Annotated in this window: 24 protein-coding genes and 1 pseudogene; 8 read left to right on the top strand and 17 right to left on the bottom strand. The window is 56.5% G+C overall.

What is annotated here, in order from left to right; translation table 11 throughout:
* Positions 1-251 precede the first annotated feature (251 nt).
* From BRD58_RS00350 to asnC, 13 genes are all read right to left on the bottom strand, one after another.
* On the bottom strand, positions 252-671 hold the full coding sequence (locus BRD58_RS00350; protein WP_012850327.1) for a F0F1 ATP synthase subunit epsilon: 420 nt from the start codon (positions 669-671) through the stop codon (positions 252-254).
* A 19-nt stretch (positions 672-690) separates the two neighbouring features.
* Entirely contained in the window at positions 691-2,073 is a 1,383-nt protein-coding gene (gene atpD, locus BRD58_RS00345) for a F0F1 ATP synthase subunit beta (RefSeq protein WP_012850326.1), read from the bottom strand.
* 34 nt (positions 2,074-2,107) lie between these two features.
* Positions 2,108-2,971 (bottom strand): F0F1 ATP synthase subunit gamma, encoded by an 864-nt coding sequence (gene atpG / locus BRD58_RS00340; protein ID WP_012850325.1) that lies wholly within the window; start codon positions 2,969-2,971, stop codon positions 2,108-2,110.
* Between the two features lie 62 nt (positions 2,972-3,033).
* Entirely contained in the window at positions 3,034-4,575 is a 1,542-nt protein-coding gene (gene atpA, locus BRD58_RS00335) for a F0F1 ATP synthase subunit alpha (RefSeq protein WP_012850324.1), read from the bottom strand.
* A 12-nt stretch (positions 4,576-4,587) separates the two neighbouring features.
* Complete coding sequence (atpH, locus tag BRD58_RS00330) at positions 4,588-5,121, bottom strand: F0F1 ATP synthase subunit delta (RefSeq protein WP_012850323.1); 534 nt, start codon at positions 5,119-5,121, stop codon at positions 4,588-4,590.
* Between the two features lie 14 nt (positions 5,122-5,135).
* Complete coding sequence (gene atpF, locus BRD58_RS00325; RefSeq protein WP_012850322.1) at positions 5,136-5,606, bottom strand: F0F1 ATP synthase subunit B; 471 nt, start codon at positions 5,604-5,606, stop codon at positions 5,136-5,138.
* A 60-nt stretch (positions 5,607-5,666) separates the two neighbouring features.
* Positions 5,667-5,906 carry a F0F1 ATP synthase subunit C gene (atpE, locus tag BRD58_RS00320; protein WP_004093904.1) on the bottom strand — a complete coding sequence of 80 codons (240 nt, stop codon included), beginning with the start codon at positions 5,904-5,906 and terminating at the stop codon, positions 5,667-5,669.
* Positions 5,907-5,957: 51 nt separating this feature from the next.
* Positions 5,958-6,776, bottom strand: a complete 819-nt coding sequence (gene atpB, locus BRD58_RS00315; RefSeq protein WP_012850321.1) for a F0F1 ATP synthase subunit A — start codon at positions 6,774-6,776, stop codon at positions 5,958-5,960.
* Between the two features lie 40 nt (positions 6,777-6,816).
* Complete coding sequence (gene atpI, locus BRD58_RS00310; RefSeq protein WP_015462586.1) at positions 6,817-7,194, bottom strand: F0F1 ATP synthase subunit I; 378 nt, start codon at positions 7,192-7,194, stop codon at positions 6,817-6,819.
* A 650-nt stretch (positions 7,195-7,844) separates the two neighbouring features.
* The gene (gene rsmG / locus BRD58_RS00305) at positions 7,845-8,465 is read right to left on the bottom strand and encodes a 16S rRNA (guanine(527)-N(7))-methyltransferase RsmG (RefSeq protein WP_073383823.1); all 621 of its coding nucleotides are present in this window, start codon (positions 8,463-8,465) and stop codon (positions 7,845-7,847) included.
* Between the two features lie 85 nt (positions 8,466-8,550).
* Positions 8,551-10,440 (bottom strand): tRNA uridine-5-carboxymethylaminomethyl(34) synthesis enzyme MnmG, encoded by a 1,890-nt coding sequence (mnmG, locus tag BRD58_RS00300; RefSeq protein WP_012850318.1) that lies wholly within the window; start codon positions 10,438-10,440, stop codon positions 8,551-8,553.
* A 396-nt stretch (positions 10,441-10,836) separates the two neighbouring features.
* On the bottom strand, positions 10,837-11,280 hold the full coding sequence (gene mioC / locus BRD58_RS00295; protein WP_069579573.1) for an FMN-binding protein MioC: 444 nt from the start codon (positions 11,278-11,280) through the stop codon (positions 10,837-10,839).
* 102 nt (positions 11,281-11,382) lie between these two features.
* A complete protein-coding gene (asnC, locus tag BRD58_RS00290; RefSeq protein ID WP_012850316.1) occupies positions 11,383-11,844 on the bottom strand; it encodes a transcriptional regulator AsnC in 462 nt (153 codons plus the stop codon).
* 154 nt (positions 11,845-11,998) lie between these two features.
* On the opposite strand from asnC, the gene asnA reads away from it, so the two are divergent.
* Positions 11,999-12,991, top strand: a complete 993-nt coding sequence (asnA, locus tag BRD58_RS00285; RefSeq protein ID WP_012850315.1) for an aspartate--ammonia ligase — start codon at positions 11,999-12,001, stop codon at positions 12,989-12,991.
* A gap of 11 nt (positions 12,992-13,002) precedes the next feature.
* On the opposite strand, the gene viaA is transcribed toward asnA, so the two are convergent.
* Positions 13,003-14,457 carry an ATPase RavA stimulator ViaA gene (viaA, locus tag BRD58_RS00280; protein ID WP_073381359.1) on the bottom strand — a complete coding sequence of 485 codons (1,455 nt, stop codon included), beginning with the start codon at positions 14,455-14,457 and terminating at the stop codon, positions 13,003-13,005.
* Position 14,458: 1 nt separating this feature from the next.
* Positions 14,459-15,973: an ATPase RavA gene (gene ravA / locus BRD58_RS00275; protein ID WP_073381356.1), complete on the bottom strand. Its 1,515-nt coding sequence runs from the start codon at positions 15,971-15,973 to the stop codon at positions 14,459-14,461.
* A gap of 262 nt (positions 15,974-16,235) precedes the next feature.
* On the opposite strand from ravA, the gene kup reads away from it, so the two are divergent.
* The 7 genes from kup to rbsR all read left to right on the top strand — a co-directional run bounded on the left by kup (position 16,236) and on the right by rbsR (position 24,142).
* Positions 16,236-18,104 (top strand): low affinity potassium transporter Kup, encoded by a 1,869-nt coding sequence (kup, locus tag BRD58_RS00270; protein ID WP_012850311.1) that lies wholly within the window; start codon positions 16,236-16,238, stop codon positions 18,102-18,104.
* A 191-nt stretch (positions 18,105-18,295) separates the two neighbouring features.
* Entirely contained in the window at positions 18,296-18,715 is a 420-nt protein-coding gene (gene rbsD, locus BRD58_RS00265; protein ID WP_034168617.1) for a D-ribose pyranase, read from the top strand.
* 7 nt (positions 18,716-18,722) lie between these two features.
* A complete protein-coding gene (rbsA, locus tag BRD58_RS00260; protein WP_012850309.1) occupies positions 18,723-20,228 on the top strand; it encodes a ribose ABC transporter ATP-binding protein RbsA in 1,506 nt (501 codons plus the stop codon).
* A gap of 6 nt (positions 20,229-20,234) precedes the next feature.
* Positions 20,235-21,215: a ribose ABC transporter permease gene (gene rbsC / locus BRD58_RS00255; protein ID WP_012850308.1), complete on the top strand. Its 981-nt coding sequence runs from the start codon at positions 20,235-20,237 to the stop codon at positions 21,213-21,215.
* A 23-nt stretch (positions 21,216-21,238) separates the two neighbouring features.
* The gene (gene rbsB / locus BRD58_RS00250; RefSeq protein ID WP_012850307.1) at positions 21,239-22,126 is read left to right on the top strand and encodes a ribose ABC transporter substrate-binding protein RbsB; all 888 of its coding nucleotides are present in this window, start codon (positions 21,239-21,241) and stop codon (positions 22,124-22,126) included.
* 72 nt (positions 22,127-22,198) lie between these two features.
* A complete protein-coding gene (gene rbsK / locus BRD58_RS00245; protein ID WP_012850306.1) occupies positions 22,199-23,128 on the top strand; it encodes a ribokinase in 930 nt (309 codons plus the stop codon).
* A gap of 6 nt (positions 23,129-23,134) precedes the next feature.
* A complete protein-coding gene (rbsR, locus tag BRD58_RS00240; protein WP_012850305.1) occupies positions 23,135-24,142 on the top strand; it encodes a ribose operon transcriptional repressor RbsR in 1,008 nt (335 codons plus the stop codon).
* On the opposite strand, the pseudogene mdtD reads toward rbsR, so the two are convergent.
* Together mdtD and BRD58_RS00230 are read right to left on the bottom strand one after the other, a co-directional pair.
* Positions 24,133-25,550, bottom strand: a pseudogene (gene mdtD, locus BRD58_RS00235) (multidrug transporter subunit MdtD). The gene rbsR and the pseudogene mdtD overlap by 10 nt on opposite strands.
* A gap of 17 nt (positions 25,551-25,567) precedes the next feature.
* On the bottom strand, positions 25,568-26,260 hold the full coding sequence (locus tag BRD58_RS00230; RefSeq protein WP_015462580.1) for a FadR/GntR family transcriptional regulator: 693 nt from the start codon (positions 26,258-26,260) through the stop codon (positions 25,568-25,570).
* Between the last annotated feature and the right edge of the window lie 151 nt (positions 26,261-26,411).

Below are 26,411 nucleotides of genomic sequence, written 5' to 3'. Positions count from 1 at the left end.
GGGGTAAAGTAAACCCGTTCAGCGGCGGGATTACTACATATTTCTCTACTCAAAACGCGCGCAGGCCAGATGTACTGCGGGGATAGGGTGATGATAGATAACTTGGCAGGAGGGGGGCAAACACTCTCTTCGTCAATACGCTTTTTCGCGCGATTAGCCCAACAATTGCGCAGCGAATATCCAGGGAGAAGGCTTTTTTTAACGATAAAAAAAACCTCTCCACCGGGGAGAGGTTTTTTAGCGTCGTCTGCTTACATCATTTTTTTGGTCAATTCGATTACGCGAAGTTTGGCAATCGCCTTGGCCAGCTCTGCAGATGCCTGAGCATAGTCAACGTCGCCGTGCGAGCTGCGGATGTGTTCTTCTGCTTTACGCTTCGACTCCATCGCACGCGCCTCGTCGAGGTCCTGACCACGGATAGCGGTATCGGCCAGCACGGTAACCGCGCTGGACTGCACCTCAAGGATGCCGCCGGAAAGGTAGATAAACTCCTCCTCTCCGTGCTGTTTAACGATACGCACCATGCCAGGCTTAATGGCAGTAAGCAGCGGAGCGTGCCCCGGGTAGATACCCAGCTCACCTTCACTACCCGTCACCTGGATTTTCTGCACCAGCCCGGAGAACATCTGACGCTCCGCGCTGACCACATCCAGATGGAAAGTCATAGCCATATCACCCTCCTATCAGGCGTTACAGTTTCTTGGCTTTTTCCACGGCTTCGTCGATAGAGCCCACCATGTAGAACGCCTGCTCCGGCAGATGGTCATAGTCACCGTTCATGATGCCCTTAAAGCCCATGATGGTGTCTTTCAGCGAAACGTACTTGCCAGGAGAACCGGTGAACACTTCCGCAACGAAGAACGGCTGTGACAGGAAACGCTGGATCTTACGCGCACGGGCAACGACCAGCTTGTCCTCTTCAGACAGCTCATCCATCCCCAGAATGGCGATGATATCCTTCAATTCCTGATAACGCTGCAGAATGGACTGCACGCCGCGCGCGGTGTCATAGTGTTCCTGGCCCACCACCAGCGGATCCAGCTGACGGCTGGTGGAGTCCAGCGGGTCAACGGCCGGGTAGATACCCAGAGAGGCGATCTGACGGCTCAGAACCACGGTCGCATCCAAGTGCGCAAAGGTGGTTGCCGGCGACGGGTCAGTCAGGTCATCCGCAGGGACGTATACCGCCTGAACAGAGGTGATAGAGCCAGTTTTCGTGGAGGTAATACGCTCCTGCAGCACGCCCATCTCTTCTGCCAGCGTCGGCTGATAACCTACCGCTGACGGCATACGGCCCAGCAGTGCGGACACCTCGGTACCGGCCAGGGTATAACGGTAGATGTTATCGATAAACAGCAGAACGTCGCGGCCTTCATCGCGGAACTTCTCCGCCATGGTCAGACCGGTCAGCGCCACGCGCAGACGGTTTCCCGGCGGCTCGTTCATCTGACCATAGACCAGAGACACTTTGTCCAGTACGTTGGAGTCCGTCATCTCGTGGTAGAAGTCGTTACCCTCACGGGTACGCTCACCCACGCCGGCAAAGACCGAGTAGCCGGAGTGTTCGATAGCGATGTTACGGATAAGCTCCATCATGTTGACGGTCTTACCTACGCCAGCGCCCCCGAACAGACCCACTTTACCGCCTTTAGCAAACGGACAGATCAGGTCGATAACCTTGATACCGGTCTCCAGCAGCTCCTGGGAGTTGGACAGATCTTCGTAGCTCGGCGCCGCGCGGTGAATCGCCCAGCGCTCTTCTTCGCCGATCTCGCCCTTCATGTCGACCGGATCGCCCAGTACGTTCATGATACGGCCCAGCGTTGCTTTACCCACCGGCACTTCGATCGGGTGGTTTTGGTCTTCTACGTCCAGCCCGCGACGCAGGCCGTCAGAAGAACCCATTGCGATACAGCGAACGACGCCGCCGCCCAGCTGCTGCTGAACTTCCAGTACCAGTTTAGTGGCACCGCCTTTTACCTCCAGTGCGTTATACACCTTCGGCACGGCATCCTGCGGGAACTCCACGTCCACCACGGCGCCGATAACCTGGATAATCTTTCCAGTAGCCATCTTGAATCCTCTACGTAATTCGTAAACCTAGCTCTTAAACCGCAGCAGCGCCCGAGACGATCTCGGTGAGCTCCTGGGTGATGCTGGCCTGACGAGCCTTGTTGTAGACCAACTGCAGCTCTTTGATCAGGTTGCCGCCGTTGTCGGTTGCCGCCTTCATAGCAACCATTCGCGCGGCCTGCTCACTGGCCAGGTTTTCCACGACGCCCTGATAAACCTGCGATTCCACATAGCGACGCAGCAGGGTATCCAGCAGCGCCTTCGGATCCGGTTCATACAGGTAATCCCATGATTTCCGTTTCAGCTCCGCGTCATCTGCCTTGGGCAGCGGCAACAGCTGAAGGACCTGTGGTTCTTGGGACATGGTGTTGATGAACTTGTTGCTCACCACATACAGGCGATCCAGACGGCCTTCATCATAGGCCTGCAGCATCACCTTCACCGGACCGATCAGCTCGGACAGGGAGGGGTTATCCCCCATACCGGTGACCTGAGCGACAACGTTGCCGCCCACGGACCCAAAGAAAGAGACTGCCTTGGAGCCGATCAGCGCGAGATCGATATCCACGCCCTTCTGGTTCCACTCTTTCATCTCTGTCAGCAGCTTCTTGAACAGGTTAATGTTCAGGCCACCGCACAGACCACGGTCGGTAGAAACCACCAGATACCCCACGCGTTTAATATCGCGCTCTTCCAGGTACGGGTGTTTGTATTCCAGATTCCCCAGCGCAAGGTGACCAATCACTTTGCGCATGGTTTCTGCATAGGGACGGCTGGCCGCCATGCGATCCTGCGTTTTACGCATTTTGGAGGCGGCGACCATCTCCATCGCTTTTGTGATCTTTTGCGTGTTTTGCACGCTGGCGATCTTGCTACGTATCTCTTTCGCGCCGGCCATCTCTGCTTCTCCTCAAAACCTTTTACGGCCCACCGTATTACTGCCGGCAGGCCGTAAGGCTATTACCAGGACTGGGTTGCTTTGAAGGTATCGAGGATGCCTTTCAGCTTGCCTTCGATCTCGTCGTTATAAGCACCGGTCTGGTTGATTTGTTGCATCAGGTCGGCGTGCTCGCGATCAACGTAAGCCATCAGCGCCGCTTCGAAGCCGCCAACCTTCGCCAGCTCGACGTCTTCCAGGTAACCACGCTCAGCGGCAAACAGCACCAGCGACTGCGCAGCGACGGACATCGGCGCATACTGTTTCTGCTTGAGCAGCTCAGTAACCTTCTGGCCGTGGCTCAGCTGTTTACGCGTCGCATCGTCCAGATCAGAGGCAAACTGAGAAAACGCCGCCAGTTCGCGGTACTGCGCCAGCGCGGTACGAATACCGCCGGACAGTTTCTTCATGATCTTGGTCTGCGCCGCACCACCCACACGGGATACGGAGATCCCCGGGTTTACCGCAGGACGAATACCGGCGTTAAACAGGTTAGATTCCAAGAAGATCTGGCCATCGGTAATCGAGATTACGTTGGTCGGAACGAACGCGGAAACGTCGCCAGCCTGGGTTTCAATGATCGGCAGCGCCGTCAGTGAACCCGTCTTACCCTTGACCTCACCCTTGGTGAAAGCCTCGACGTATTCAGCGTTAACGCGCGCTGCACGCTCCAGCAGACGGGAGTGGAGGTAAAATACGTCGCCCGGGAATGCTTCACGACCTGGCGGGCGACGGAGCAGCAGGGAGATTTGGCGATAGGCGACCGCTTGCTTAGACAAGTCATCATAGATGATCAGCGCGTCTTCGCCGCGATCGCGGAAATATTCACCCATCGCACAGCCGGCGTACGGTGCCAGGTACTGCAGAGCGGCGGATTCAGAGGCCGAGGCCACGACGACAATGGTGTTAGCCAGCGCACCGTGCTCTTCCAGCTTACGCACCACGTTAGCGATGGTAGAAGCCTTCTGACCGACGGCAACGTAGATACACTTGATGCCGGAATCACGCTGGTTGATGATGGCATCGACGGCCAGCGCGGTTTTACCGGTCTGACGGTCGCCGATGACCAGCTCACGCTGACCACGACCGATTGGGATCATGGCATCCACGGACTTATAGCCGGTCTGTACCGGCTGATCGACCGACTGACGCTCGATAACGCCCGGGGCGATGGCTTCAACGGCGGAGAACCCGTCGTGCTCGACCGGCCCTTTACCGTCGATCGGCTCACCCAGGGTGTTCACCACGCGGCCCAGCAGACCACGGCCTACCGGAACTTCCAGAATACGGCCGGTGCACTTGACCTTCATGCCTTCGGCAAGGTCAGCGTAGGGCCCCATCACTACCGCACCCACAGAGTCGCGCTCCAGGTTCAGTGCGATAGCGTAGCGGTTGCCCGGCAGCGCGATCATTTCGCCCTGCATGACGTCCGCCAGACCGTGAACGCGGATAATCCCGTCGCTCACGGAGACGATTGTACCTTCGTTGTGAGCTTCGCTCACCACGTCGAACTGAGCAATGCGCTGCTTGATCAGTTCGCTGATTTCGGTGGAATTCAGTTGCATGCTCCAGTCCCCTTAAGACTGCAAGACGTCTGTCAGGCGATCCAAACGGCCGCGAATGCTGCCATCGATCACCAGGTCACCCGCGCGGATAACCACGCCGGCCAGTACAGACTTATCAATTTTGCAATTCAGCTTCACTTTACGTGACAGACGTTGTTCCATTGCGGCGCTGATTTTATCCAGCTGCGCCTGAGTCAGGGGCGCTGCAGAGGTGACTTCCACATCTGCCGTCGCTTCCATCGCATCACGCAGTGCAATAAACTGCTGCAGCACGTCAGGAATAACCTGTAAACGTCCGTTTTCCGCCATCACTTTAATGAAGTTCTGACCGGATTCATCGAGCTGGTCACCGCAAATATCAATGAAAAATGCCGCAAGGGTCTCCGGAGCCAAGGCACCGGACAACATTTCGGCCACGCTTTCATTGCGGGTCACCTCAGCGCTGAACGCCAGCATATTCTGCCAACGATCCAGGCTGTTATGCTCAACAGCAAAGTCAAAAGCTGCTTTGGCGTAGGGGCGAGCTACCGTGATAAATTCAGACATCGGCCCCTCCCTCCTTACAGTTCAGCGACCAGTTTATCGACGATGTCGCTGTTCGCAGCTTCATCCACGGAACGTTCAATAATTTTCTCGGCACCGGCGATTGCCAACATGGCGACCTGTTTACGCAGCTCTTCACGGGCACGCTTGCGTTCGGCATCGATTTCAGCCTGCGCCTGCGCGACGATCTTGGCACGTTCCTGTTCTGCTTCAGCCTTCGCCTCATCGATGATCTGAGACTTACGCTTGTTCGCCTGCTCGATGATCACCTGTGCGTCAGCCTTGGCTTTCTTCAGCTGGTCGGTCGCATTGGCCTGCGCCAAGTCCAGATCTTTCTTCGCACGCTCTGCGGAAGAGAGACCGTCAGCAATCTCTTTCTGACGCTTCTCAATGGCGGCCATAAGCGGCGGCCATACATACTTCATGCAGAACCAGACGAACAGGACAAACGCGATGGCCTGGCCGAGGATTGTTGCGTTAAGATTCACAGCACAATGCCTCTTAAATTAGTTAATCGGTTTGGTTGGCGTTAACGGGGAGAACCCCATTTACGCGACGGCAAACATGACGTACAGACCCAGACCAACCGCAATCATCGGGATAGCATCCACCAGACCCATTACGATAAAGAACTGTGTACGCAGCAGCGGGATCAGGTCCGGCTGACGCGCGGCGCCTTCCAGAAATTTACCACCCAGGATGCCGATACCGATCGCAGCACCGATTGCCGCCAGGCCCATCATCACAGCGGCAGCCATGTACAGCAGATCCATACTCAGGTTTTCCATGACAGTCTCCAGTTTGTTTCAGTTAAACGCAGTAGTGTTGTTAAAAAATAATCAGTGCTCTTCAGACGCCATCGACAGATAGACGATCGTCAGAACCATGAAGATAAAGGCTTGAAGCGTAATAATCAGGATGTGGAAAATAGCCCATGGAACGTTGAGCAACCACTGTGACCACCACGGCAACAGACCGGCAATCAGGATGAAAATCAGCTCGCCGGCATACATGTTACCGAACAGTCGCAAACCGAGGGAGACCGGCTTGGACAACAGGCTGACGCCTTCCAGAATCAGGTTGACGGGAATAAAGATAGGATGATTGAACGGCTGCAGGGTCAACTCCTTAACGAAGCCCCCTACCCCTTTCATCTTAATGCTGTAGAACAGGATCAGGATAAACACCCCAAGCGCCATCGACAGGGTGATATTGACATCCGCCGACGGCACCACGCGCAGCGCAGGCAGCCCCATCCAATGCTCAGCGATGTACGGCAGGAAATCGATGGGAACCAGATCCATCAGGTTCATCAGGAAGACCCAGACGAAGATGGTTAGGGCCAGCGGCGCGATCAGCTTGCTCTTACCGTGATACATGTCGCGCACGCTGCCATCGACGAAGCCGATAATCAGCTCAACGGCGGTCTGAAACTTACCCGGCACACCGCTAGTTGCATTCTTGGCGACTTTACGGAACAGAGCCAAAAAGATCAGGCCCAGAACCACAGAGAAAAACATGGAGTCGATGTTCAGCGTCCAGAAAGATGCTGGGCCATCGTGCGGATTCACCAGCTCAAAAGTACGCAGATCCAACTGAAGGTTGTTCAGATGATGACCGATGTACTCTTGTGGCGTAGAGATTTCTCCTGCAGACATGATGCCTCTTACCCTTTAAGTAGTTAATACGGTAACTGTTTTAATTACGACTAATAAATGCCGGCGCTGCTACCTGCACCACCAGCACCGCAATGTAAGTCAGGCCAAGCGGAAGAAAAACCGCCTTAAACCACCCCAGCGACACGATAAGCAGGGCTATCGTGCAGACCATTTTAAGCGCCTCGCCCAGAGCGAATGCCCAAGCAATACGCCCCTCAGCCCGCGCTTCGGCCCGCGAACGCGAGGCAAACAGCATAAACACGGCGTTGGGTAACCAGGCGGAAAGCCCGCCCAATAGTGCGGACTCTCCCCAGCCTACCGATTTTATCGACAGGCAGATACTGAATAGAACAAAGGTCACTAGCTGTAGAATCAGCAAGTTACGTGCGATCTTCCCGCCATAAAGCGCTCCAGACATGACGTTTGCTCTCTCCGTACCCCCCAGGAGGTATGCTGATTTGAGTGACGTAATAAAACTGCCTTTACGAGGCTGAGTCAAGCCAGAAAAACGTGAAAATTATACGGTGCATCCCTACAAATTCAATGTATAAGTAGCCAAAAAGTGAATAGTAATTTAAATATTTTCACGATTTATCACCGAACACACAGAATCGACGAAATATCCTTTTTGTCCAATACATAACACAATTCCAATCTTACATTTTTACTCTGGTGAATGATCACAGAATAAAGCAGTAAAAAAGCCTATATACCATAGGGTTAAGGCTGTTTTTTAGCCAATATTGCCAATATAGACATTTAAAATCATAAAGTTAGTCGATTAACCCATCAATCTACAGCTCAAAACCAAATGGAAACAGCCTGTTGACATATCGATCCCCTCTTCTCCGCACGCCCATAACCGGAAAACAATTCGGCAAAAGCGCACGGACAGAGGGCGATCGCGACCGGGTTAACCGTCCTTAGGCAAGAGGATCATCACGCAAATATTGTAAACAGATGGTAAACAAATAAAATATATGTCTACAAATGATTCAAGCTATTAAAGATTGATCCGCTCACTTGCTATGCAATGGTTTTTTTAGCTTTTTTTGACAAAAAACAAAATTAATCGGATTTTAGTACCACCAGATGGCGTTCCCCTTCCAGCGTGGGCACCTGCAGGCGGATCAGTTGCTCCACGCTAACGCCGGCCGGCAGATTTTGCAGCTCATCCTGCGGAACCACCCCTTTCAGGGCATAAAAACGTCCGCGGTGCGCGGCGGGAAGGTGGTGACACCAAGACACCATATCCTGCAAAGAGGCAAAGGCACGGCTGATCACGCCGTCAAAAGGCGGCTCAGCGACAAACGCCTCAACCCGGCTCTGCACCGGCTCAATATTGTCCAGGTGCAGCTCATGCTGGACCTGGCGCAAGAAACGAACCCGCTTGCCCAAGCTATCCAGCAGCGTGAAGTGGGCATCAGGGCGCACGATGGCCAGAGGGATCCCCGGCAGACCCGGCCCGGTTCCTACATCGATAAACCGCTGCCCCTGCAGATAAGGGGTCACGACGATGCTGTCCATGATATGGCGTACCAGCATATCGCGCGGATCGCGTACAGAGGTCAGGTTATAGGCCTTATTCCACTTATCCAGCAGGGATACGTAGCCCAGAAGACGTTGTTTTTGCTGATCGGTTAACGAAATGCCGGCCTGCGCCAGCAGCGTGTCCAGTTGCTTGTTCACGGTATATACCTCAATCAAAGCCGGCCGTCTTAAAGACGGCCGGTCGTGAAGAATGGCCGCTGCTTGGCGGCCTATGGGCGCGCCGCTACAGGCTGCGACGCAGCATTCCCTGCTTCTTCAGCCACACCAGCAGAATCGAGATCGCCGCGGGCGTAATGCCGGAAATCCGCGATGCCTGACCGATAGAGCTGGGTTTATGGTCGTTAAGCTTCGCGATCACCTCATTGGACAGGCCGTTGACCTGACGATAGTCCAAGTCGGCCGGCAGCCGCGTATTTTCGTTACGCTGCTGCTTTTCAATTTCGTCCTGCTGGCGGGCGATATAACCTTGGTATTTAACCTGGATCTCCACCTGCTCAGCCGCCTGACGATCCGCCAGCGGCGGGGAGAACGGAGACAGCGAGGTCAGCGTGGCGTAATCCATCTCCGGCCTACGCAGGAGATCCTCACCGCTGGCCTCGCGCGACAGCGGGGTTTTTAGCAGTGCGTTCACCTCTGCCGCCTGTTCACCCTGCGGGTGTACCCAGGTTTCACGTAGGCGCTGGCGTTCACGCTCCATATTTTCCAGCTTCTGGTTAAACTGCGCCCAGCGCACATCGTCTACCAGACCCAGCTCACGGCCTATCGGGGTCAAACGCAGGTCGGCGTTATCTTCACGCAGCATCAGGCGGTACTCCGCCCGTGAGGTGAACATGCGGTAGGGCTCCTTGGTGCCCAGAGTACACAGATCATCCACCAGCACGCCAAGGTATGCCTCGTCGCGACGCGGCGCCCAGCCGTCTACATCGGCGGCACAGCGCCCAGCGTTCAGGCCTGCCAGCAGACCCTGCGCCGCCGCCTCTTCATAGCCGGTGGTGCCGTTGATCTGACCGGCGAAGAACAGCCCCTGAATGTATTTGCTCTCCAGGGTAGGTTTCAAATCTCGCGGATCGAAGAAATCATATTCAATCGCGTAGCCCGGACGCACAATGCGGGTATTTTGCATCCCCTCCATCGACCGTACGATGGCCATCTGAACGTCAAACGGCAGGCTGGTGGAGATCCCGTTAGGGTAGATCTCATTGCTGCTCAGTCCCTCCGGCTCCAAAAAGATCTGGTGCGCATTACGATCGGCAAAGCGCATCACCTTATCTTCGATCGACGGACAGTAGCGTGGGCCGATCCCCTCGATGATCCCGGCATACATCGGGCTGCGATCCAGATTACTGCGGATCACCTCATGGGTATGTTCGTTGGTGTGCGTGATATAGCACGGTACCTGGCGCGGATGCTGGCTGGCATCACCGAGGAAAGAAAATACCGGCGCCGGGTTGTCGCCGTGCTGCTGCGCGAGCACGCTGAAGTCGATGGTTCGCGCGTCAAGACGCGGCGGTGTGCCGGTTTTCAGGCGGTTTACCCGCAGCGGTAATTCGCGCAGGCGACGGGCCAGTCCGATAGAGGGCGGATCGCCAGCGCGACCACCGCTGTAGTTTTCCAGACCGATATGGATCTTGCCGTTCAGGAATGTGCCGACCGTGAGAACCACGGCTTTTGCACGGAACTTTAGCCCCATTTGGGTAACTGCGCCGACGACGCGATCGTTTTCAACGATCAGATCCTCTACGGCCTGTTGAAAGATCATCAGGTTGGGCTGATTTTCCAGCGCCATGCGTACCGCTTGACGATACAGTACGCGATCGGCCTGTGCTCGGGTTGCGCGTACCGCGGGTCCCTTGCTGCCGTTGAGGATCCTAAACTGGATCCCGCCTTTGTCGATCGCCTGAGCCATCAGACCCCCCAGGGCATCGACCTCTTTTACTAAGTGCCCCTTACCGATACCGCCAATAGCTGGGTTGCAGGACATATGTCCGAGCGTATCGATATTATGTGTTAATAACAGGGTCTGGCGGCCCATACGGGCAGAGGCCATGGCCGCTTCGGTACCGGCATGGCCGCCACCGATGATGATGACGTCAAAGGGATCGGGGTAAAACATGGTACTACACCTCGCGCTAACCGAAAGGCTCTCAACGATCGTTATTTGCCTAGGGGTGGGGATTCTACTCAAGTTTAGGCGCAGGTCCAACCTACGTGGATCGTGGATCCTCCGCCCAGTATTTAAAAGATCTTTTTTATTTAAAGATCTCTTTATTAGATCTTCTATTAGGATCGCGATCCTTTGTGGATAACACGAATTTCTCAATAAGGATCAAGTTACTACGCAGGATCATTTACTGTGGAAGATCGGTGATCCCAGACCGTAAAAGCTGGGATCTTTATTGGTTGTTATGCACAGGCGCAAAAATGGCCATGGCTTGTTATTTGGATAACTACCGGTTTTTTACTGCTTATAACAAGACTTATACACAGACCAAGTGGGCAAAAAACGTACTCATTGGATAAGTTTTTCCCACGCGATCAGCCATTCCTCGGCAAGATCCTCTGGAATATCGCAGCGCTGGATATCGATCTTGAGCATTTCACCGAGGCGCTGAGCGCCAAATGCGATCAGAATGCGATCGACGATCGCGATCCCGCCACAAAAGGTGTCATATTCGCTGCTGCCGATACCGACGGCGCCAAAATGGATCCCGGTGAGATCCGGCTGCTGGGTCTCTATCTGTTCAAACAGCGGTTGCAGGTTGTCCGGTAGCTCTCCGGCGCCGTGCGTTGACGTCACCACCAGCCAAATACCCTGCAGGGGCAGCTCATCCAGATCTGGACCGTGCAGCACCTGCACGCCATGACCCCGTTCAGTTAACTTTTCGGCCAGATGTTCGGCGACATACTCGGCGTTGCCTAAGGTACTGCCGCTGATAACGGTGATATTTGCCATGATGATCCCAGCGAATGATTTGGACGGGCTATTGTACGCTGCGAATTTGCTGGGATCTAGCTGTGGATAATCTGGGTGTGAATGCGGATAACTCGATCCGGATCAGGGCCTGATGTCGCGCATGATCGGGTTTTGCAGGGAGATCAGCGTTTCAGTAGACTGAATTTCATCAATGGTCTGGATCTTGTTGATAAGTACGTGCTGCAGCGCCTCGATAGATTTGGTCATCACTTTAATGAAAATACTGTAGTGACCGGTGGTGTAATAGGCCTCGACCACTTCATCCAGACTTTCCAGACGCGCCAGGGCAGCCGGATAGTCTTTGGCGCTTTTTAGAATGATGCCGATGAAGCAGCAGACGTCGTAGCCCAACATCTTCGGGCTGACCTGTATGCAGGCGCCGGTAATTACGCCGGCCTGTTTCATCTTTTCGACCCGTACGTGGATGGTTCCCGGGCTGACGTTAAAGTTTTTTGCCAGCTCAGCATAAGGCGTACGGGCATTTTGCATCAGCGCATTGAGGATGCCGCGATCGAGATTATCGATCGGATAAATTTCTGCCATTTTTCACCTTCTATTTTAGATAAAATTCAATTATATCCGCCATAAAATGATCGATTAAAACCAATAAGGCAATATTTGTTGTTGATTATTGAATTCATCGTCGCATCTGTTGCTTAATCAATACCAACAGGACAGACGGGTAGTGAGTACAACAATGAAAAAATCCTATATTGAAAAACAGCAGCAGATCAGCTTTGTTAAGGCGCATTTCTCTCGTCAGCTAGAGCAGCGTCTCGGTCTCATTGAAGTGCAGGCGCCGATCCTGAGTCGATTGGGCGATGGCACGCAGGATAACCTTTCCGGTCATGAGAAGGCGGTGCAGGTAAAGGTGAAGAACCTGCCGCAGGAGACCTTTGAAGTGGTGCATTCTCTGGCTAAATGGAAACGTAAGACGCTGGGAATGTATGACTTTGCGCCGGGAGAAGGGCTGTATACCCACATGAAGGCGCTGCGTCCCGATGAGGATCGTCTATCCGCGATCCACTCGGTGTACGTGGATCAGTGGGACTGGGAGCGCGTGATGGGCGATGGGGAGCGTACTCCGACCTATCTGCAGGAGACGGTGCGCCACATTTACGCCGCGATGAAAACAACAGAGGCGGAAGTGTGCGCGCAGTATGGTTTAACGCCGTTTTTACCCGCGGAAATCCATTTTGTACACAGTGAGACCCTGCTGCGCCGCTATCCGGATCTGGATGCCAAAGGCCGTGAGCGCGCGATTACCCGTGAGCTGGGCGCCGTGTTCCTGATCGGGATCGGCGGTCGGTTGTCAAACGGTCAGGCCCATGATGTTCGCGCGCCGGACTATGACGACTGGACGTCGCTGGGCGCCGAGGGCTTCGGTGGGCTCAACGGCGATATTCTGGTGTGGAACCCGGTGCTGGGCGATGCCTTTGAGCTCTCCTCCATGGGGATCCGCGTGGATGCCAAGGCGCTGAAGCGTCAGCTGGCGCTGACGGACGATGAGGATCGTCTGGCGCTGGAGTGGCATCAGTCACTGCTGCGCGGGGAGATGCCACAGACCATCGGCGGCGGCATTGGCCAATCCCGTCTGGTGATGCTGCTGCTGCAGCAGCAGCATATCGGTCAGGTGCAGTGCGGCGTGTGGCCGCAGGAGATTCGCCAGCGAGTGCAGGCTATTCTCTAAAACGCTATCGCTTAGTGGCGCCAGCGACGCAGCAGGCGCCCCTTAATCCCGCTGTCGAAGCGCCAAATATAATCAAAGACTTTCATTATGCTGGGCTTGCCATGTGGCGACATGGCCACTGCGTGAAAACAGTGGCCATTCTGTTTTTGCAGCTGGCTTATCACCCCCTGCGTCTCTTCCGGCAACCGCTGGGCAATAAAATCGGAAATGACGACCGCATCCGCCTGCTGCCAGGCCGGCTGCTGCAGCAGCGTACAGGTTTGAGCTAGGCAGCGCGCCAGATCGGTTCCTCCGCGAAAGCGCTGGCTGAGGAAACGAATCGCCTGATCAATGCCGCTGTCGGCGGTCAGTTCATACTGCACGATTGCGGTAGAAAACAGCATGATGTAGCAGCGGCGATTATCGGCAAGGGCGATGCGCATCAGCGCCAGACAGAACGCCTTGGCGCACTGCTCATGAAACCCTCCCATCGAACCTGAGGTATCGACGCAGACGATAAACGGCCCCTTGGGCTGCTGTTGCTGGTGTCGGTACGTTACCCTGTGCTGAATTTGCTGTTCACGCCAGGCATCCCCCTGCAGACGGTAGGTCATCAGGCGCTTTTCAAGCAGACGGCGGTAAAACTCCAGCTCTAGCTCACTGAGCCCCAGCAGCGACAGCTCGCTGGGCATCATGCGTAGGATCTCATCGCTTTGATGGATCCCGCTGACCTCTTCAGGCATCACGGCCGGCTCGCGTACCAGTACGCGGCGGATCTCCTGCTGACTGTCGGCGTGATCCTGAGGATCGGCGGCGCGGCTGCGTCCCAGCCGTTCAGCCAACTGCTGTAGCTCTGGCTGGCCGGCAAGGAAGTCACCGTACTGAACCAGCAGCTGATAGTCACCGTGATGCGGCGGTGCCCGACTCATGTCCCAGAGGCGGCCCGCGGCATTTTCATTCTCCACCAGCACTGGCTCCAGCGCGCCGCTGAGCTGCATGCGCTGCTGTAGCTCTTGCTGCAGCATTTCTCGCTCCTGCTCCATCACCTGGTGGTGGAGCGTCAGCGTACGGGCGACCAGGCTCAGGCGCCATTGCTGTAAAAACAGCGTATGGAAGCTGTCGCTGTGGGTGATCTGCCCATCAGGACAGAGCTGGCGTGCTTTATGGCTAAACGGAGATCCCTGGCTATCCAGCGCGGCCAGGGTTGCGGGTAAGCGGCGGAAGAACTCGCCGCTGCCCAGCAGGAGCTGGTGCTGATACAGCGTAAATTCTTGCGCCAGATCGTCGGGCACGCTGGTGTCGTGGAGCCGTTTACGCAGGCGGCGCTGCCAGGCGGGCCATTCGCGATCGATGAGCTTGCGCAGGCGCGGATATTTTTCAAAAAAGACCGCCAGCTGGGGGGCGGCCATCAGCCCGACCAGAAAGTCCTGCAGCAGCTCGCTTTCATTCATGACCAGAAAAGCTTCGACGGCCTCAAGTGACGGCATGTCAGAGAGTCTCTCCCTGTAGCCGAGCGGCTAGCGCATTAATCTGTTCATCCACCTCCAGTAGGCTGGCCTCTATCTGAGCCAGCCACTCGCGGCAGACAAACAGGCAGGGCTGCTGCCCGGCAAACTGTTGGCGCTGCTGGCGCAGCGTTTGTCTGATCTCCTCAAGGCCGGCCAGAATGGCGGGATCCGCCTGCTGGCGCGTACCGTCAGGCAGACTCAGCAGGCTGGATTGATGGCTGATATCGCGGATCTCCAGCTGATGCTGTGGATTAATGTCGACGTCAACGGCCAGGGCAAAGCCGATACCGTTGAGGCGAGCACGCAGTTCGCCGCCTTTTTGCAGCCAGCGGGTCAGCGCCGCGGTTTCAACGGAGAGGTGGGTGACCTGCATATCGTGCAGGCGCAGCGGCTGCAGCAGCAGCAGCGTGAGCTGCGGCGCAGTGAGATCTGCCGGCAGGGTATAGTGAGCCCGGTGGTTAAACAGCGCAGATTTATGCCGCAGCGTCAGCGCGCGGTTCTGCTGATATGTCCGCTGGCTTTGCAGCCATTGGCCCTCTAGCCGCTGGATCTGCAGCAGCAGCGTCTGCTGCCGATAGGCCTGCTGCGTCATGATCTGCTGGATGTGCTGGTTCAGCAGCTGACGTGAGGAAAGATCGTGCCACAGGCACTCTTTCAACAGGATCAGATCGAGCGGTGCGACGGCGTCGCGGCCGCTGAAAAAGGCACAGGCCTGCAGCAGGCGTACGGCTTTTTTCCAGCGCCGATCGGAGATATAGGGGGCGTTTTCCAGCGTGTCGATATGCTGACGCAGCTGAAATATCAGATCAAAGACGTTATCCGGCAGCGTTACGCCGCTCAGCTGCTGCTGCCAGCGTTGAAACTCGTCGCCGTCGATGCTGAGACTGTCGGGAACCGGGTTGGCGTTTTCATCCTGATGGCTATTGATCAGCGCGCGAAAATTACTTTTTTCCTGCACCTTATCGAGCCAGAGGCGGATAAGCATGCGGTCGTACAGCGCCTCCAGCCCTCCGTCAGCGTCTGGCAGCTCGTTAGAGGCGGTAACCAGCAGGCGCAGCGGGATATCCTCTTCCCGATCACCGTTACGGAAACGGCGTTCGTTGATAGCGGTCAACAGCGTATTCAGAATGGCCGGGCCCGCTTTCCATATCTCATCTAAAAAGACGATTTCGGCCTCCGGCAGGTAGCCCTGGGTCAGGCGCTGGTAGCGTCCTTCATCTTTCAGGGCCTGAATAGAGAGGGGGCCGAACACCTCTTCCGGGGTGGAGAAGCGGGTCATCAGGTACTCAAAGGCGCGCGCATTGCGAAAGGCGAACTTAAGCCGCCGGGCGATCAGGCTCTTGGCAATGCCCGGCGGCCCGAGCAGGAAGACGCTTTCGCCGCACAGCGCAGCCAGCAGACACAGGCGTACCGCCTGCTGCCGCTCATACAGTCCAGACTCCAGCGCCTGGCTCAGTCGTGAAATACGTTCGGCCAATTGGCGAGGTTGCGTCATAATATTCTCTATTCATGACATGGATGATTTTGTTGTATCCATTTATAACCTGTATGACCAGCTTTTATTTTCATTCACGGCCATCGGGGAGATATTCACCGGCAACGCGGCGGCGTCACATGCTGTTTGTTACATAATCAACGATATTCTTGCGGGTTTTACAGTGGGAATACATGGGTATTTATGCATACTGTGCAACCTTTATCTGCGCTCGGGATGTTGGCGCATTGATGGCTGACGGAAATTTCAAACGAAAAATGATATGAGTACAGAACAGAAACGTTCACTGACTACGGTGACGCTGGCCGCTATCGGCGTCGTGTATGGCGATATCGGCACCAGTCCGCTGTATACCCTGCGCGAGTGTTTTGCCGGGCACTATGGATTTGAGGTGAAGCCTGAGATCGTCTTTGGCTTCCTCTCGCTGATCTTTTGGATGCAGATCCTGATTGTCTCGCTGAAGTATCTGACCTTTGTGATGCGGGCCGACAACGAAGGCGAAGGGGGGATCCTGACCCTGATGTCGTTGGCTGGCCGCAATACGCCGGCGCGGATAACGGCTACCCTGGTGATTCTGGGGCTGATTGGCGGTAGCTTCTTCTACGGCGAGGTGGTTATCACCCCGGCGATCTCCGTGATGTCAGCTATTGAGGGGCTTGAAATTGCCGCCCCGTCGCTGGATCCCTACATCGTTCCGCTTTCTGTTCTGGTGCTGACGGTCCTGTTTTGTATCCAAAAACACGGTACCGGCAGCATTGGCCGCCTGTTTGCGCCGGTGATGGTGCTGTGGTTTTTAGCGCTGGCGATCTTAGGGGCGCGCAGTATTCTCGCCAATCCACAGGTGCTGCACGCCTTGGATCCGCGCTGGGCTATCAACTTCTTTATCCATTATAAGGCGCTGGCCTTTTTTGCCCTCGGCGCCGTGGTGCTGTCGATCACCGGGGTCGAGGCGCTGTACGCCGACATGGGCCACTTTGGTAAACGTCCGATCCGCCTCGCCTGGTTTCTGTTTGTGATCCCCTCGCTGATGCTGAACTATTTTGGTCAGGGAGCGCTGCTGCTTAACGATCCATCGGCGATAAAGAATCCCTTCTTTTTGTTGGCGCCTGACTGGGCGCTGATCCCGCTGTTGGTATTGGCTACCCTCGCCACGGTCATCGCGTCGCAGGCGGTGATTTCCGGCGTCTTTTCTTTGACGCGCCAGGCGGTACGGCTCGGTTATCTGCCGCCGATGCGTATTATTCATACGTCGGATATGGAGGCCGGTCAGATCTATATTCCGGCCATTAACTGGGCGCTGTATATCAGCGTGGTGTTGGTGATCGTCGGCTTTGAGCGCTCCAGCAATCTGGCGGCGGCCTATGGTATCGCCGTTACCGGTACGATGGTGCTGACCAGTATTCTCTCCTGCACCGTCGCCTTTAAAAACTGGCATTGGAACCGTTTCTTGGTCGGGATCCTGTTGGTATGCCTACTGTGTATCGATATACCGCTGTTTAGTGCCAACGCCATGAAGATACTCTCCGGCGGCTGGCTGCCGCTGACGCTGGGGCTGATGATGTTTATCGTCATGACAACCTGGAAAAGCGAACGCTTTCGTCTGCTGCGTCGCCTGCATGAGCACGGAAACTCTCTGGAGGCCATGATCGCCTCGCTGGAGAAGTCGCCTCCGGTCAGGGTGCAGGGAACCGCGGTATATATGTCGCGGGCGGTGAACGTCATTCCCCTGGCGCTGCTGCATAACCTGAAACATAACAAGGTGCTCCATGAGAGGGTGATCTTGCTGACCCTGCGTACCGAAGATGTGCCCTATGTTCATAACGTGCGTCGCGTCACTCTCGAACAGCTGTCGCCGACGTTTTGGCGGGTGGTGGCCAGCTATGGCTTTAAGGAAACGCCGAACGTTGAGGAGATTTTCCACCGCTGCGGTCTCGAGGGACTCTCCTGCCGGATTATGGAGACGTCGTTCTTCATGTCCCATGAGTCGCTGCTGCTGGGACACCGGCCTTGGTATCTCAAGGCGCGAGGCCGGCTGTTTATGGCGCTGAGCCGCAATGCGCTGCAGGCGGCCGATCAGTTTGAGATCCCACCTAATCGGGTTATCGAGCTGGGAACCCAGGTTGAAATCTGACCCGTTAAACGGGATAACGTGTAAAAGGGCGCCTAACGGCGCCCTTTCTCGTTGAAATTACTGTTTAGCTGAATCGTTTTTACTGCGAAACGTTTCGATTACGATCACATTTTTTTATTTTTTGCTTTGTTCAGCCAAGCCATACCTCTACACTTAGCGGATAGCGAAACGTTTCGCTGGTGGAGCGAGCAATGAAAAAAGGCACGGTATTAAATTCTGAACTTTCAGCCCTGATCTCCCGTCTCGGCCATACGGACAGCGTGACGGTTGGTGATGCCGGGCTGCCGGTTCCTGACGGTATCCAGCGCATCGATCTGGCGCTGACCCATGGCATCCCGCGTTTTATGCAGGTTATTGAGACGATCACGGCGGAAATGCAGGTTGAGCGTGCCGTTTTGGCGCAGGAGATGGTTGAGGCTAATCCTGATATTCACCGGCAGCTGGTGGCGTGGCTGCAGCAGGTGGCGCAGACGCAGGGCAACGCGATTCATATCGACTATGTTTCCCACGATCAGTTTAAGGCGCTGAGCGGTGAGAGTAAGGCCATCGTCCGCAGCGGAGAGTGTTCACCCTATGCCAATGTACTGCTGTATGCCGGCGTGACCTTTTGAGGCCATTATGCAACCGTTACTGGCTTTAACCGCAATCGATAAATCGTTTCCCGGCGTGAAGGCGCTGTCCGGCGCCTCGTTGAATGTCTATCCCGGACGGGTGATGGCGCTGGTCGGGGAGAACGGCGCTGGCAAATCTACCATGATGAAAGTGCTGACCGGGATCTATCAGAAAGATGCCGGTTCGCTGCATTACCTGGGTAAAGAGACGGCGTTTAACGGTCCCAAGTCTTCGCAGGAGGCCGGCATTGGTATTATTCATCAGGAGCTGAACCTGATCCCGCAGCTGACTATCGCTGAAAATATCTTTTTGGGCCGTGAGTTTACCCATCGTCTGGGGCGCATTGACTGGAAAAAAATGTATGCCGAGGCGGACAGGCTGCTGGCGCGTTTGAATTTGGATTACGGCAGCCGCCGCCTGGTCGGCGATCTGTCCATCGGCGAACAGCAGATGGTAGAGATAGCCAAGGTGCTGAGCTTCGAGTCGCGGGTCATCATCATGGATGAGCCGACCGATGCGCTGACGGATACCGAGACGGAGTCCCTGTTCAGCGTCATCCGTGAGCTGAAGGCGCAGGGACGCGGCATTGTTTATATCTCGCACCGTCTGAAGGAAATCTTTGAAATCTGCGATGACGTGACCGTCTTCCGCGACGGGCAGTTTATCGCAGAGCGGCCCGTCAGTGGGCTCTGCGAAGATTCGCTGATTGAAATGATGGTTGGGCGCAAGCTGGAGGAGCAGTATCCGCGCCTCGATAAGGCGCCCGGCGATCTGCGCCTGCAGGTCAGTCACCTATCAGGCCCTGGCGTCAGGGATGTCTCTTTTACGCTGCGCAGCGGTGAAATTCTGGGGGTGTCTGGCCTGATGGGCGCGGGGCGCAGTGAGCTGATGAAGATCCTGTACGGCGCGCTGCCGCGTACCCAGGGGAGTATCACTCTGGAGGGAAACCCTATTCAGACGCGCTCTCCGCAGGAGGGGATGGCCAACGGCATCGTCTATATCTCTGAAGACCGAAAGCGCGATGGCCTGGTGCTGGGGATGTCGGTGAAGGAGAACATGTCACTGACGGCGCTGCGCTACTTCAGTCGCCTTAACGGCTCGCTCAAGCATGGCGAAGAGCGGGAGGCCGTCGGCGATTTTATCTCGCTGTTCAACATCAAGACCCCATCGATGGATCAGGCTATCGGTCTGCTTTCTGGTGGAAACCAGCAGAAAGTGGCGATCGCCCGCGGCCTGATGACCCGCCCCAAGGTTCTCATTCTTGATGAGCCGACGCGCGGCGTCGACGTTGGCGCCAAAAAAGAGATCTATCAGCTGATTAACCAGTTTAAGGCGGAGGGGTTGAGCATCATTCTGGTCTCCTCCGAAATGCCTGAGGTGCTGGGAATGAGCGATCGTATCCTGGTTATGCATGACGGACAGCTGAGCGGCGAGTTCCCGATTGCACAGGCAACACAAGAAGTGCTGATGGCCGCGGCCGTTGGCAAGCAATACGGCGTTAAGCAGGAGTAATCCCCGATGAATACCCAAGTAACTGCAAACCAGGGCGGATTCAGCAAGGCCCGACTCAAGGTCTGGCTGGTCGAGCAGAAATCGCTGATCGCCCTGCTGGTGCTGATCGCGGTGGTCTCCTCCATGAGCCCCAATTTCTTCACCGTCAATAATCTGTTCAACATTCTGCAGCAGACCTCCGTGAACGCCATCATGGCCGTCGGGATGACGCTGGTGATCCTGACCTCCGGCATCGATCTGTCCGTAGGGTCGCTGCTGGCGCTGACCGGCGCGGTCGCGGCGTCTATTGTCGGGATGGATGTGAATGCGCTGGTGGCGGTTGGCGCGGCGCTGGCGCTGGGAGCCGCGATTGGCGGCTGCACCGGCGTTATCGTGGCCAAGGGTAAGGTTCAGGCCTTCATTGCAACCCTGGTGATGATGCTGCTGCTGCGCGGGGTTACGATGGTGTATACCGACGGCAGTCCGGTCAATACCGGGTTTTCTGCGCAGGCGGATCTGTTTGGCTGGTTTGGTATCGGCCGTCCACTGGGGATGCCGACGCCCATCTGGCTGATGATTGTGGTCTTTGCGCTGGCGTGGTACATGCTGCATCACACCCGCCTCGGGCGCTATATCTACGCGCTGGGGGGGAACGAGGCGGCAACGCGCCTGTCCGGGATCAGCGTCGATCGCGTCAAGATTGCGGTGTATGCCCTGTGCGGCTTGCTGTCAGCGCTGGCCGGCGTGATAGAGGTCGCCCGGCTCTCCTCGGCGCAGCCGACGGCCGGCACCGGCTATGAGCTGGATGCGATCGCGGCGGTGGTGCTGGGTGGGACCAGCCTGGCCGGCGGTAAAGGGCGGATTATGGGAACGCTGATCGGTGCCCTGATCCTTGGCTTCCTGAATAACGGCCTAAACTTACTCGGTGTTTCCTCCTACTACCAAATGATCGTCAAGGCAGCGGTGATTCTGTTGGCGGTTTTGGTAGACAACAAAAGCAATAAATAACCTTACCTACAGGAATCGATGAGATGAACATGAAAAAACTGGCAACCCTGATCTCCGCCGCGGCCCTGAGCGCCACTCTGAGCGCCAACGCCATGGCGCAGGACACCATTGCCCTGGTGGTCTCTACTCTGAATAACCCGTTCTTTGTGTCGATGAAGGATGGCGCGCAGAAAGAGGCCAACAAGCTGGGATACAAGCTGGTGGTATTGGATTCACAGAACAACCCGGCCAAAGAGCTGGCCAACGTACAGGATCTGACCGTGCGCGGCGCTAAGCTGATGCTGATTAACCCGACGGACTCTGATGCGGTGGGTAACGCGGTAAAAATGGCCAATCAGGCCAATATCCCGGTGATCACCCTTGACCGTGCGGCCAGCCAAGGTAGCGTGGTTAGCCATATCGCCTCTGATAACGTCGCTGGCGGCAAGCTGGCCGGGGACTTTATTGCCCAGAAGCTGGGGGCCGGCGCTAAGATCATCCAGCTGGAGGGGATCGCTGGAACCTCGGCCGCCCGTGAGCGTGGCGAAGGCTTTAAACAGGCGGTCGTCGCCCATAAGTTTGACGTACTGGCCAGCCAGCCAGCCGACTTTGACCGTACTAAGGGTTTGAACGTCATGCAGAACCTGCTCACGGCGCACCCGCAGGTTCAGGCCGTGTTCGCGCAGAATGATGAAATGGCGCTCGGCGCGCTGCGCGCGCTGCAGACGGCGGGCCGCGGCGATGTGCTGGTCGTGGGCTTTGATGGAACCCAAGATGGTGAAAAAGCCGTACAGAGCGGTAAGCTGGGGGCCACTGTCGCGCAGCAGCCTGAGCAGATCGGCGTGATCGGCGTCGAGACCGCGGATAAGGTCATCAAAGGGGAAAAAGTGCCGGCAAACATTCCGGTTGAGCTGAAGCTGGTCACCAAGTAACGCGCCGGGAGACCCTCCGGGCAACGCCGCCGCTGGAATACCGGCGGCGGTAGATAAGTAGGAATACAGAATATGCAAACAGGCAAACTGGTCGTATTAGGCAGTATCAATGCCGATCACATTCTTAAGGTCGAACATTTTCCCCGCCCCGGTGAAACCTTAACCGGACAGGGGTATCAGGTGGCATTCGGCGGTAAAGGGGCCAATCAGGCCGTTGCCGCCGGGCGCAGCGGCGCGGATATTGCCTTTATTGCCTGTGTTGGCGCCGATGATATCGGCGAACGGATCCGAACCCAGCTGGCCTGTGATGGGATCGACGTTCACGCCGTGGAGCGCGTCGACGGCGAAAGCACCGGCGTGGCGCTGATTTTTGTCAATCAGGATGGGGAGAATGTCATTGGTATTAACGCCGGTGCTAATCATGCGCTGACGCCGCAGTATCTATCCCGCCATCGGGCGCTGGTGGCGCAGGCCGATGCGCTGCTGATGCAGCTGGAGTCGCCGCTGGAGACCGTTGAAGCCGCCGCGGCGCTGGCCCGAGAGCACCAGACCAAGGTGATTTTGAACCCGGCACCGGCGAGGACGCTGCCGGATTCTCTGCTGCGGCTGGTGGATGTCATCACCCCCAATGAGACCGAGGCTGAACGCCTGACCGGTATTCGGGTTCACGACGATGAGAGCGCTCGCCAAGCCGCCGCCGTATTGCATGGCAAAGGTATTGCGACCGTGATGATCACGCTCGGTCGCCGCGGCGTGTGGGTCAGCCAAGAGGGACATGGTGGGGTGATCCCGGGATTTCGGGTTAACGCCATCGATACCATTGCCGCCGGGGATACCTTCAACGGGGCGCTGCTAACCGCTCTGCTGGAGGGGAATACGCTGTCTGCCGCCGTGCGCTTTGCCCATGCCGCCGCGGCGATCGCCGTGACGCGCGAGGGTGCGCAGCCCTCTGTCCCTTGGCGCCGTGAGATCGATGCCTTCCTGCAGACGCATCAGGAGTAATCGTACGTGGCAACCATGAAGGATGTCGCCCGCCTCGCGGGCGTCTCCACCTCGACCGTATCCCATGTCATCAATAACAATCGCTTCGTCAGCGACAGCGTGCGTCAGCGTGTTCTGGAGGCCGTTCAGCAGCTGAATTATGCCCCCTCTGCGCTGGCCCGCAGCTTAAAGATGAACCAGACGCACACGCTCGGGATGCTGGTGACCACCAGTAATAACCCCTTTTTTGCTGAGGTGGTGCGCGGGGTGGAGCGCAGCTGCTATGAGCGGGGCTATAGCCTGATCCTGTGTAACACCGAGGGTGATCCGGCGCGCATGAGCCAGAGTATGGAGACGCTGCTGCAAAAGCGGGTAGACGGTCTGCTGATGATGTGCACCGAGAATTTTCGGCCGGCGCAGGAGATGATTGCCCGTTATCCCGCGCTGCCGACGGTGATGATGGACTGGGCGCTGTTCGATGGTCAGAACGATATCATCCAGGACAACTCCTTCCTGGGGGGGCAAATCGCGACTCGTCATCTGATCGAACGCGGCTATACCCGCATAGCCTGTCTGGCTGGCCCTAAGGATAAGTCCCCCTCTCGCCAGCGTCTTGAGGGCTTTCTGTATGAAATGAAACAGGCGGCGCTGCCGGTACCGCCGGAGTACATCCTATTTGGCGATTTCGAGTTTGCCGGCGGAGTGCAGGCGATGAAACAGCTGCTGGCGCTACCGACGCCGCCCCATGCGCTGTTTACCGGCAATGACGCGATGGCCGTCGGCGTATATCAGGTGCTGTTTGAAGCCGGACTGCGGGTGGGCGACGATGTCGCGGTCGTCGGATATGACGATATTGAGCTGGCGCGCTATATGTCGCCGCCGTTGACGACGATCCATCAGCCCAAGGATGAGCTGGGCGAGCTGGCCGTCGATACGCTGGTACACCGCCTGAAGCATCCTACGCGGGAGCCACAGACGCTGGTCTTAACGCCCCAGCTTATCGAGCGAGGTTCGGTCGCGGTCCATCACGGCTGAGGCGCATCGCGCCGACGCGAGACGCGGCGGCCCTTCAGCAAGTGGTCGCCATCCTTGGGATGGAGTAACAGGAATACGCTAGCTGACAGTAGGGTGATGGCGCCCATCGTAATAAAGGTATAGTGGAAGTGATCCACCAGTGACCCGGCAATCTGAGTATCATAAAAGCGCAGCACCGCGGCGCTGACGGCAACGCCAAAGCTAATGGAGAGCTGCTGGGTTACCGCCAGTACGCTGTTGCCCGCGCTGGCATTTTGGTCACTCAGATCGCCCAGGGTAATCGTGTTCATTGCGGTAAACTGGGTGGACATAAACATCCCCAGCAGGAACAGCGGCAGGATCAGCAGCCACAGGGGCATTTCAGGCTTCTGTAGGGAGAACTGCGCGATCGTTAGACCGATAATCAGCGTCACCCCAACCAGCGTATTACGATATCCCTGACGGCGCAGTACGCCGGTAACCAGCGATTTACCCAGCATCGATCCCAGCGCCGTCGGTGCCATCATACAGCCCGCGATAATGGCGCTGTAGCCGAATCCTACCTGCAGCATGAGCGGCATCAGAAAGGGAATGCAGCCGGTACCCAGGCGTGACGCGATGTTGCCTACGATGCCGACGGAGAAGGTATGGGTACGAAATAGCGGCAGGGCGATAAGCGGGTGAGGATGGCGCCGAGCGTGCAGGATATACAGTAGCAACGAGCCGAGGCCCGCCAATATGCCCCCCAGGCATAGGGCTGCGGTAGCGCCTGTTCACCGAATAGCTCCATGCCACATGAGAGCAGCACTAGCCCCAGGCCAAATAGCATAAAGCCAAGCATATCAAAGCCGCGGGTAGGGGCGGTAAAGTCAGGCATATAGCGCAGGGCATAGAGGATGCCGATGATGCCAATCGGGATGTTGATCAGGAAAATCCAGTGCCAGGTGGCATAGGTGACGAGCCAGCCGCCGAGCAAAGGGCCGAGTACGGGTCCCACCAAGCCGGGTAGGCTGATGAAATTGAGTACCGGCAGCAGCTCATCGCGCGGATAGGCACGCAGGAGCGCGAGACGGGCAACCGGCATCATCATCGCTCCGCCGATGCCCTGTAGCACGCGAGAGGCGACCAGCATCTCCAGTGAGCCGGACAGTGCGCACAGCAGGGAGCCAAACGAGAATAGCGAGACGGCGGCAATAAAAACGCGCCGCGTCCCCAGTCTATCGGCTATCCAGCCGCTGATGGGGATCAGCATCGCGACCGTCAGGGCATAGCTGATGATGGCAGACTGCATCACCAGCGGGGAGCGGGCCAGACTGCGGGCGATGGCGGGCAGTGCGGTATTCAGGATAGTGGCATCCAGCGCCTGCATAAAAAAAGCCATTGCCGCAATCCAGGGCAGGCCAGCCATACTCCGGGCGGTCTGGGTCATAAGTTTTCCGTCGAGTGTTAGGCTCCGTCTATACCCAGCAGACCCTGACAGGCCACATAGGCCCCCTGGGCGTCGCCGGCGAGGATGGCATCGACGATCGCCTGGTGCTGCTCCAGCTTGACGACTTCATTACCGGTTACCGAACGGAAGTAGCTTTGGTAGACCGAGTTGAACAAGTTGGAGAACGAGGTCAGGAACGGGTTAGCGCTGGCCTTGTAGATTTGCTGGTGGAATTGTACATCGACCCGAATCCAGCGTTCGCGATCAAAATGGCTATTGAGCTCGCGCATTTCATGCATCAGGTTATTGATAGCGGCTTTATCGGTGCCGCTGGCGTGCAGCGCCGTCAGCAGGCAGGCCTGTGGCTCCAGCGCATTGCGCAGCACCAGGAAGTGATCTTTGACGTGTTCAAAATTCTCTCGGGTCAGCCACCAGGTCAGCAGCTCCTGATCGAGAAAATTCCAGCTGCTGCTTGGCATGACGCGCGTACCAATGCGCGGACGCGGTAGCAGCATACCTTTGGCCGCCAGCATTTTTACCGCCTCACGTACAGCGGTGCGGCTGACGCCATAGATCTCACCCAGTTCGAGTTCCCCCGGCAGAATGCTGCCGGACTGATATTCACCGGACAGGATCCGCTGGCCTATCTTCTCAGCAAGAAGATAGGAGAGGTTGCGCTGGGCGGCTTGTTGTTGAGCATTTAGTTGCATGGCTAGTCGATCCTAATCGGGTATGCATATCTATATTCCTCTATTTTATCCTACAAAAATCAGATCACGCTGTACTGTTGGATGAAAAGAGTCCGATATTGCGTTTTTTTGTGCGAGATGGTGAAAATGAGCGCAGTTGCGCATTTTTTTT

Origin of the sequence: Edwardsiella piscicida, from assembly GCF_001896205.1 — a bacterium.
Taxonomy (GTDB): Bacteria; Pseudomonadota; Gammaproteobacteria; order Enterobacterales; family Enterobacteriaceae; genus Edwardsiella; species Edwardsiella piscicida.
Note: the sequence above shows the minus strand (reverse complement) of the source record. Positions and strands in the feature narration are given on the sequence as shown.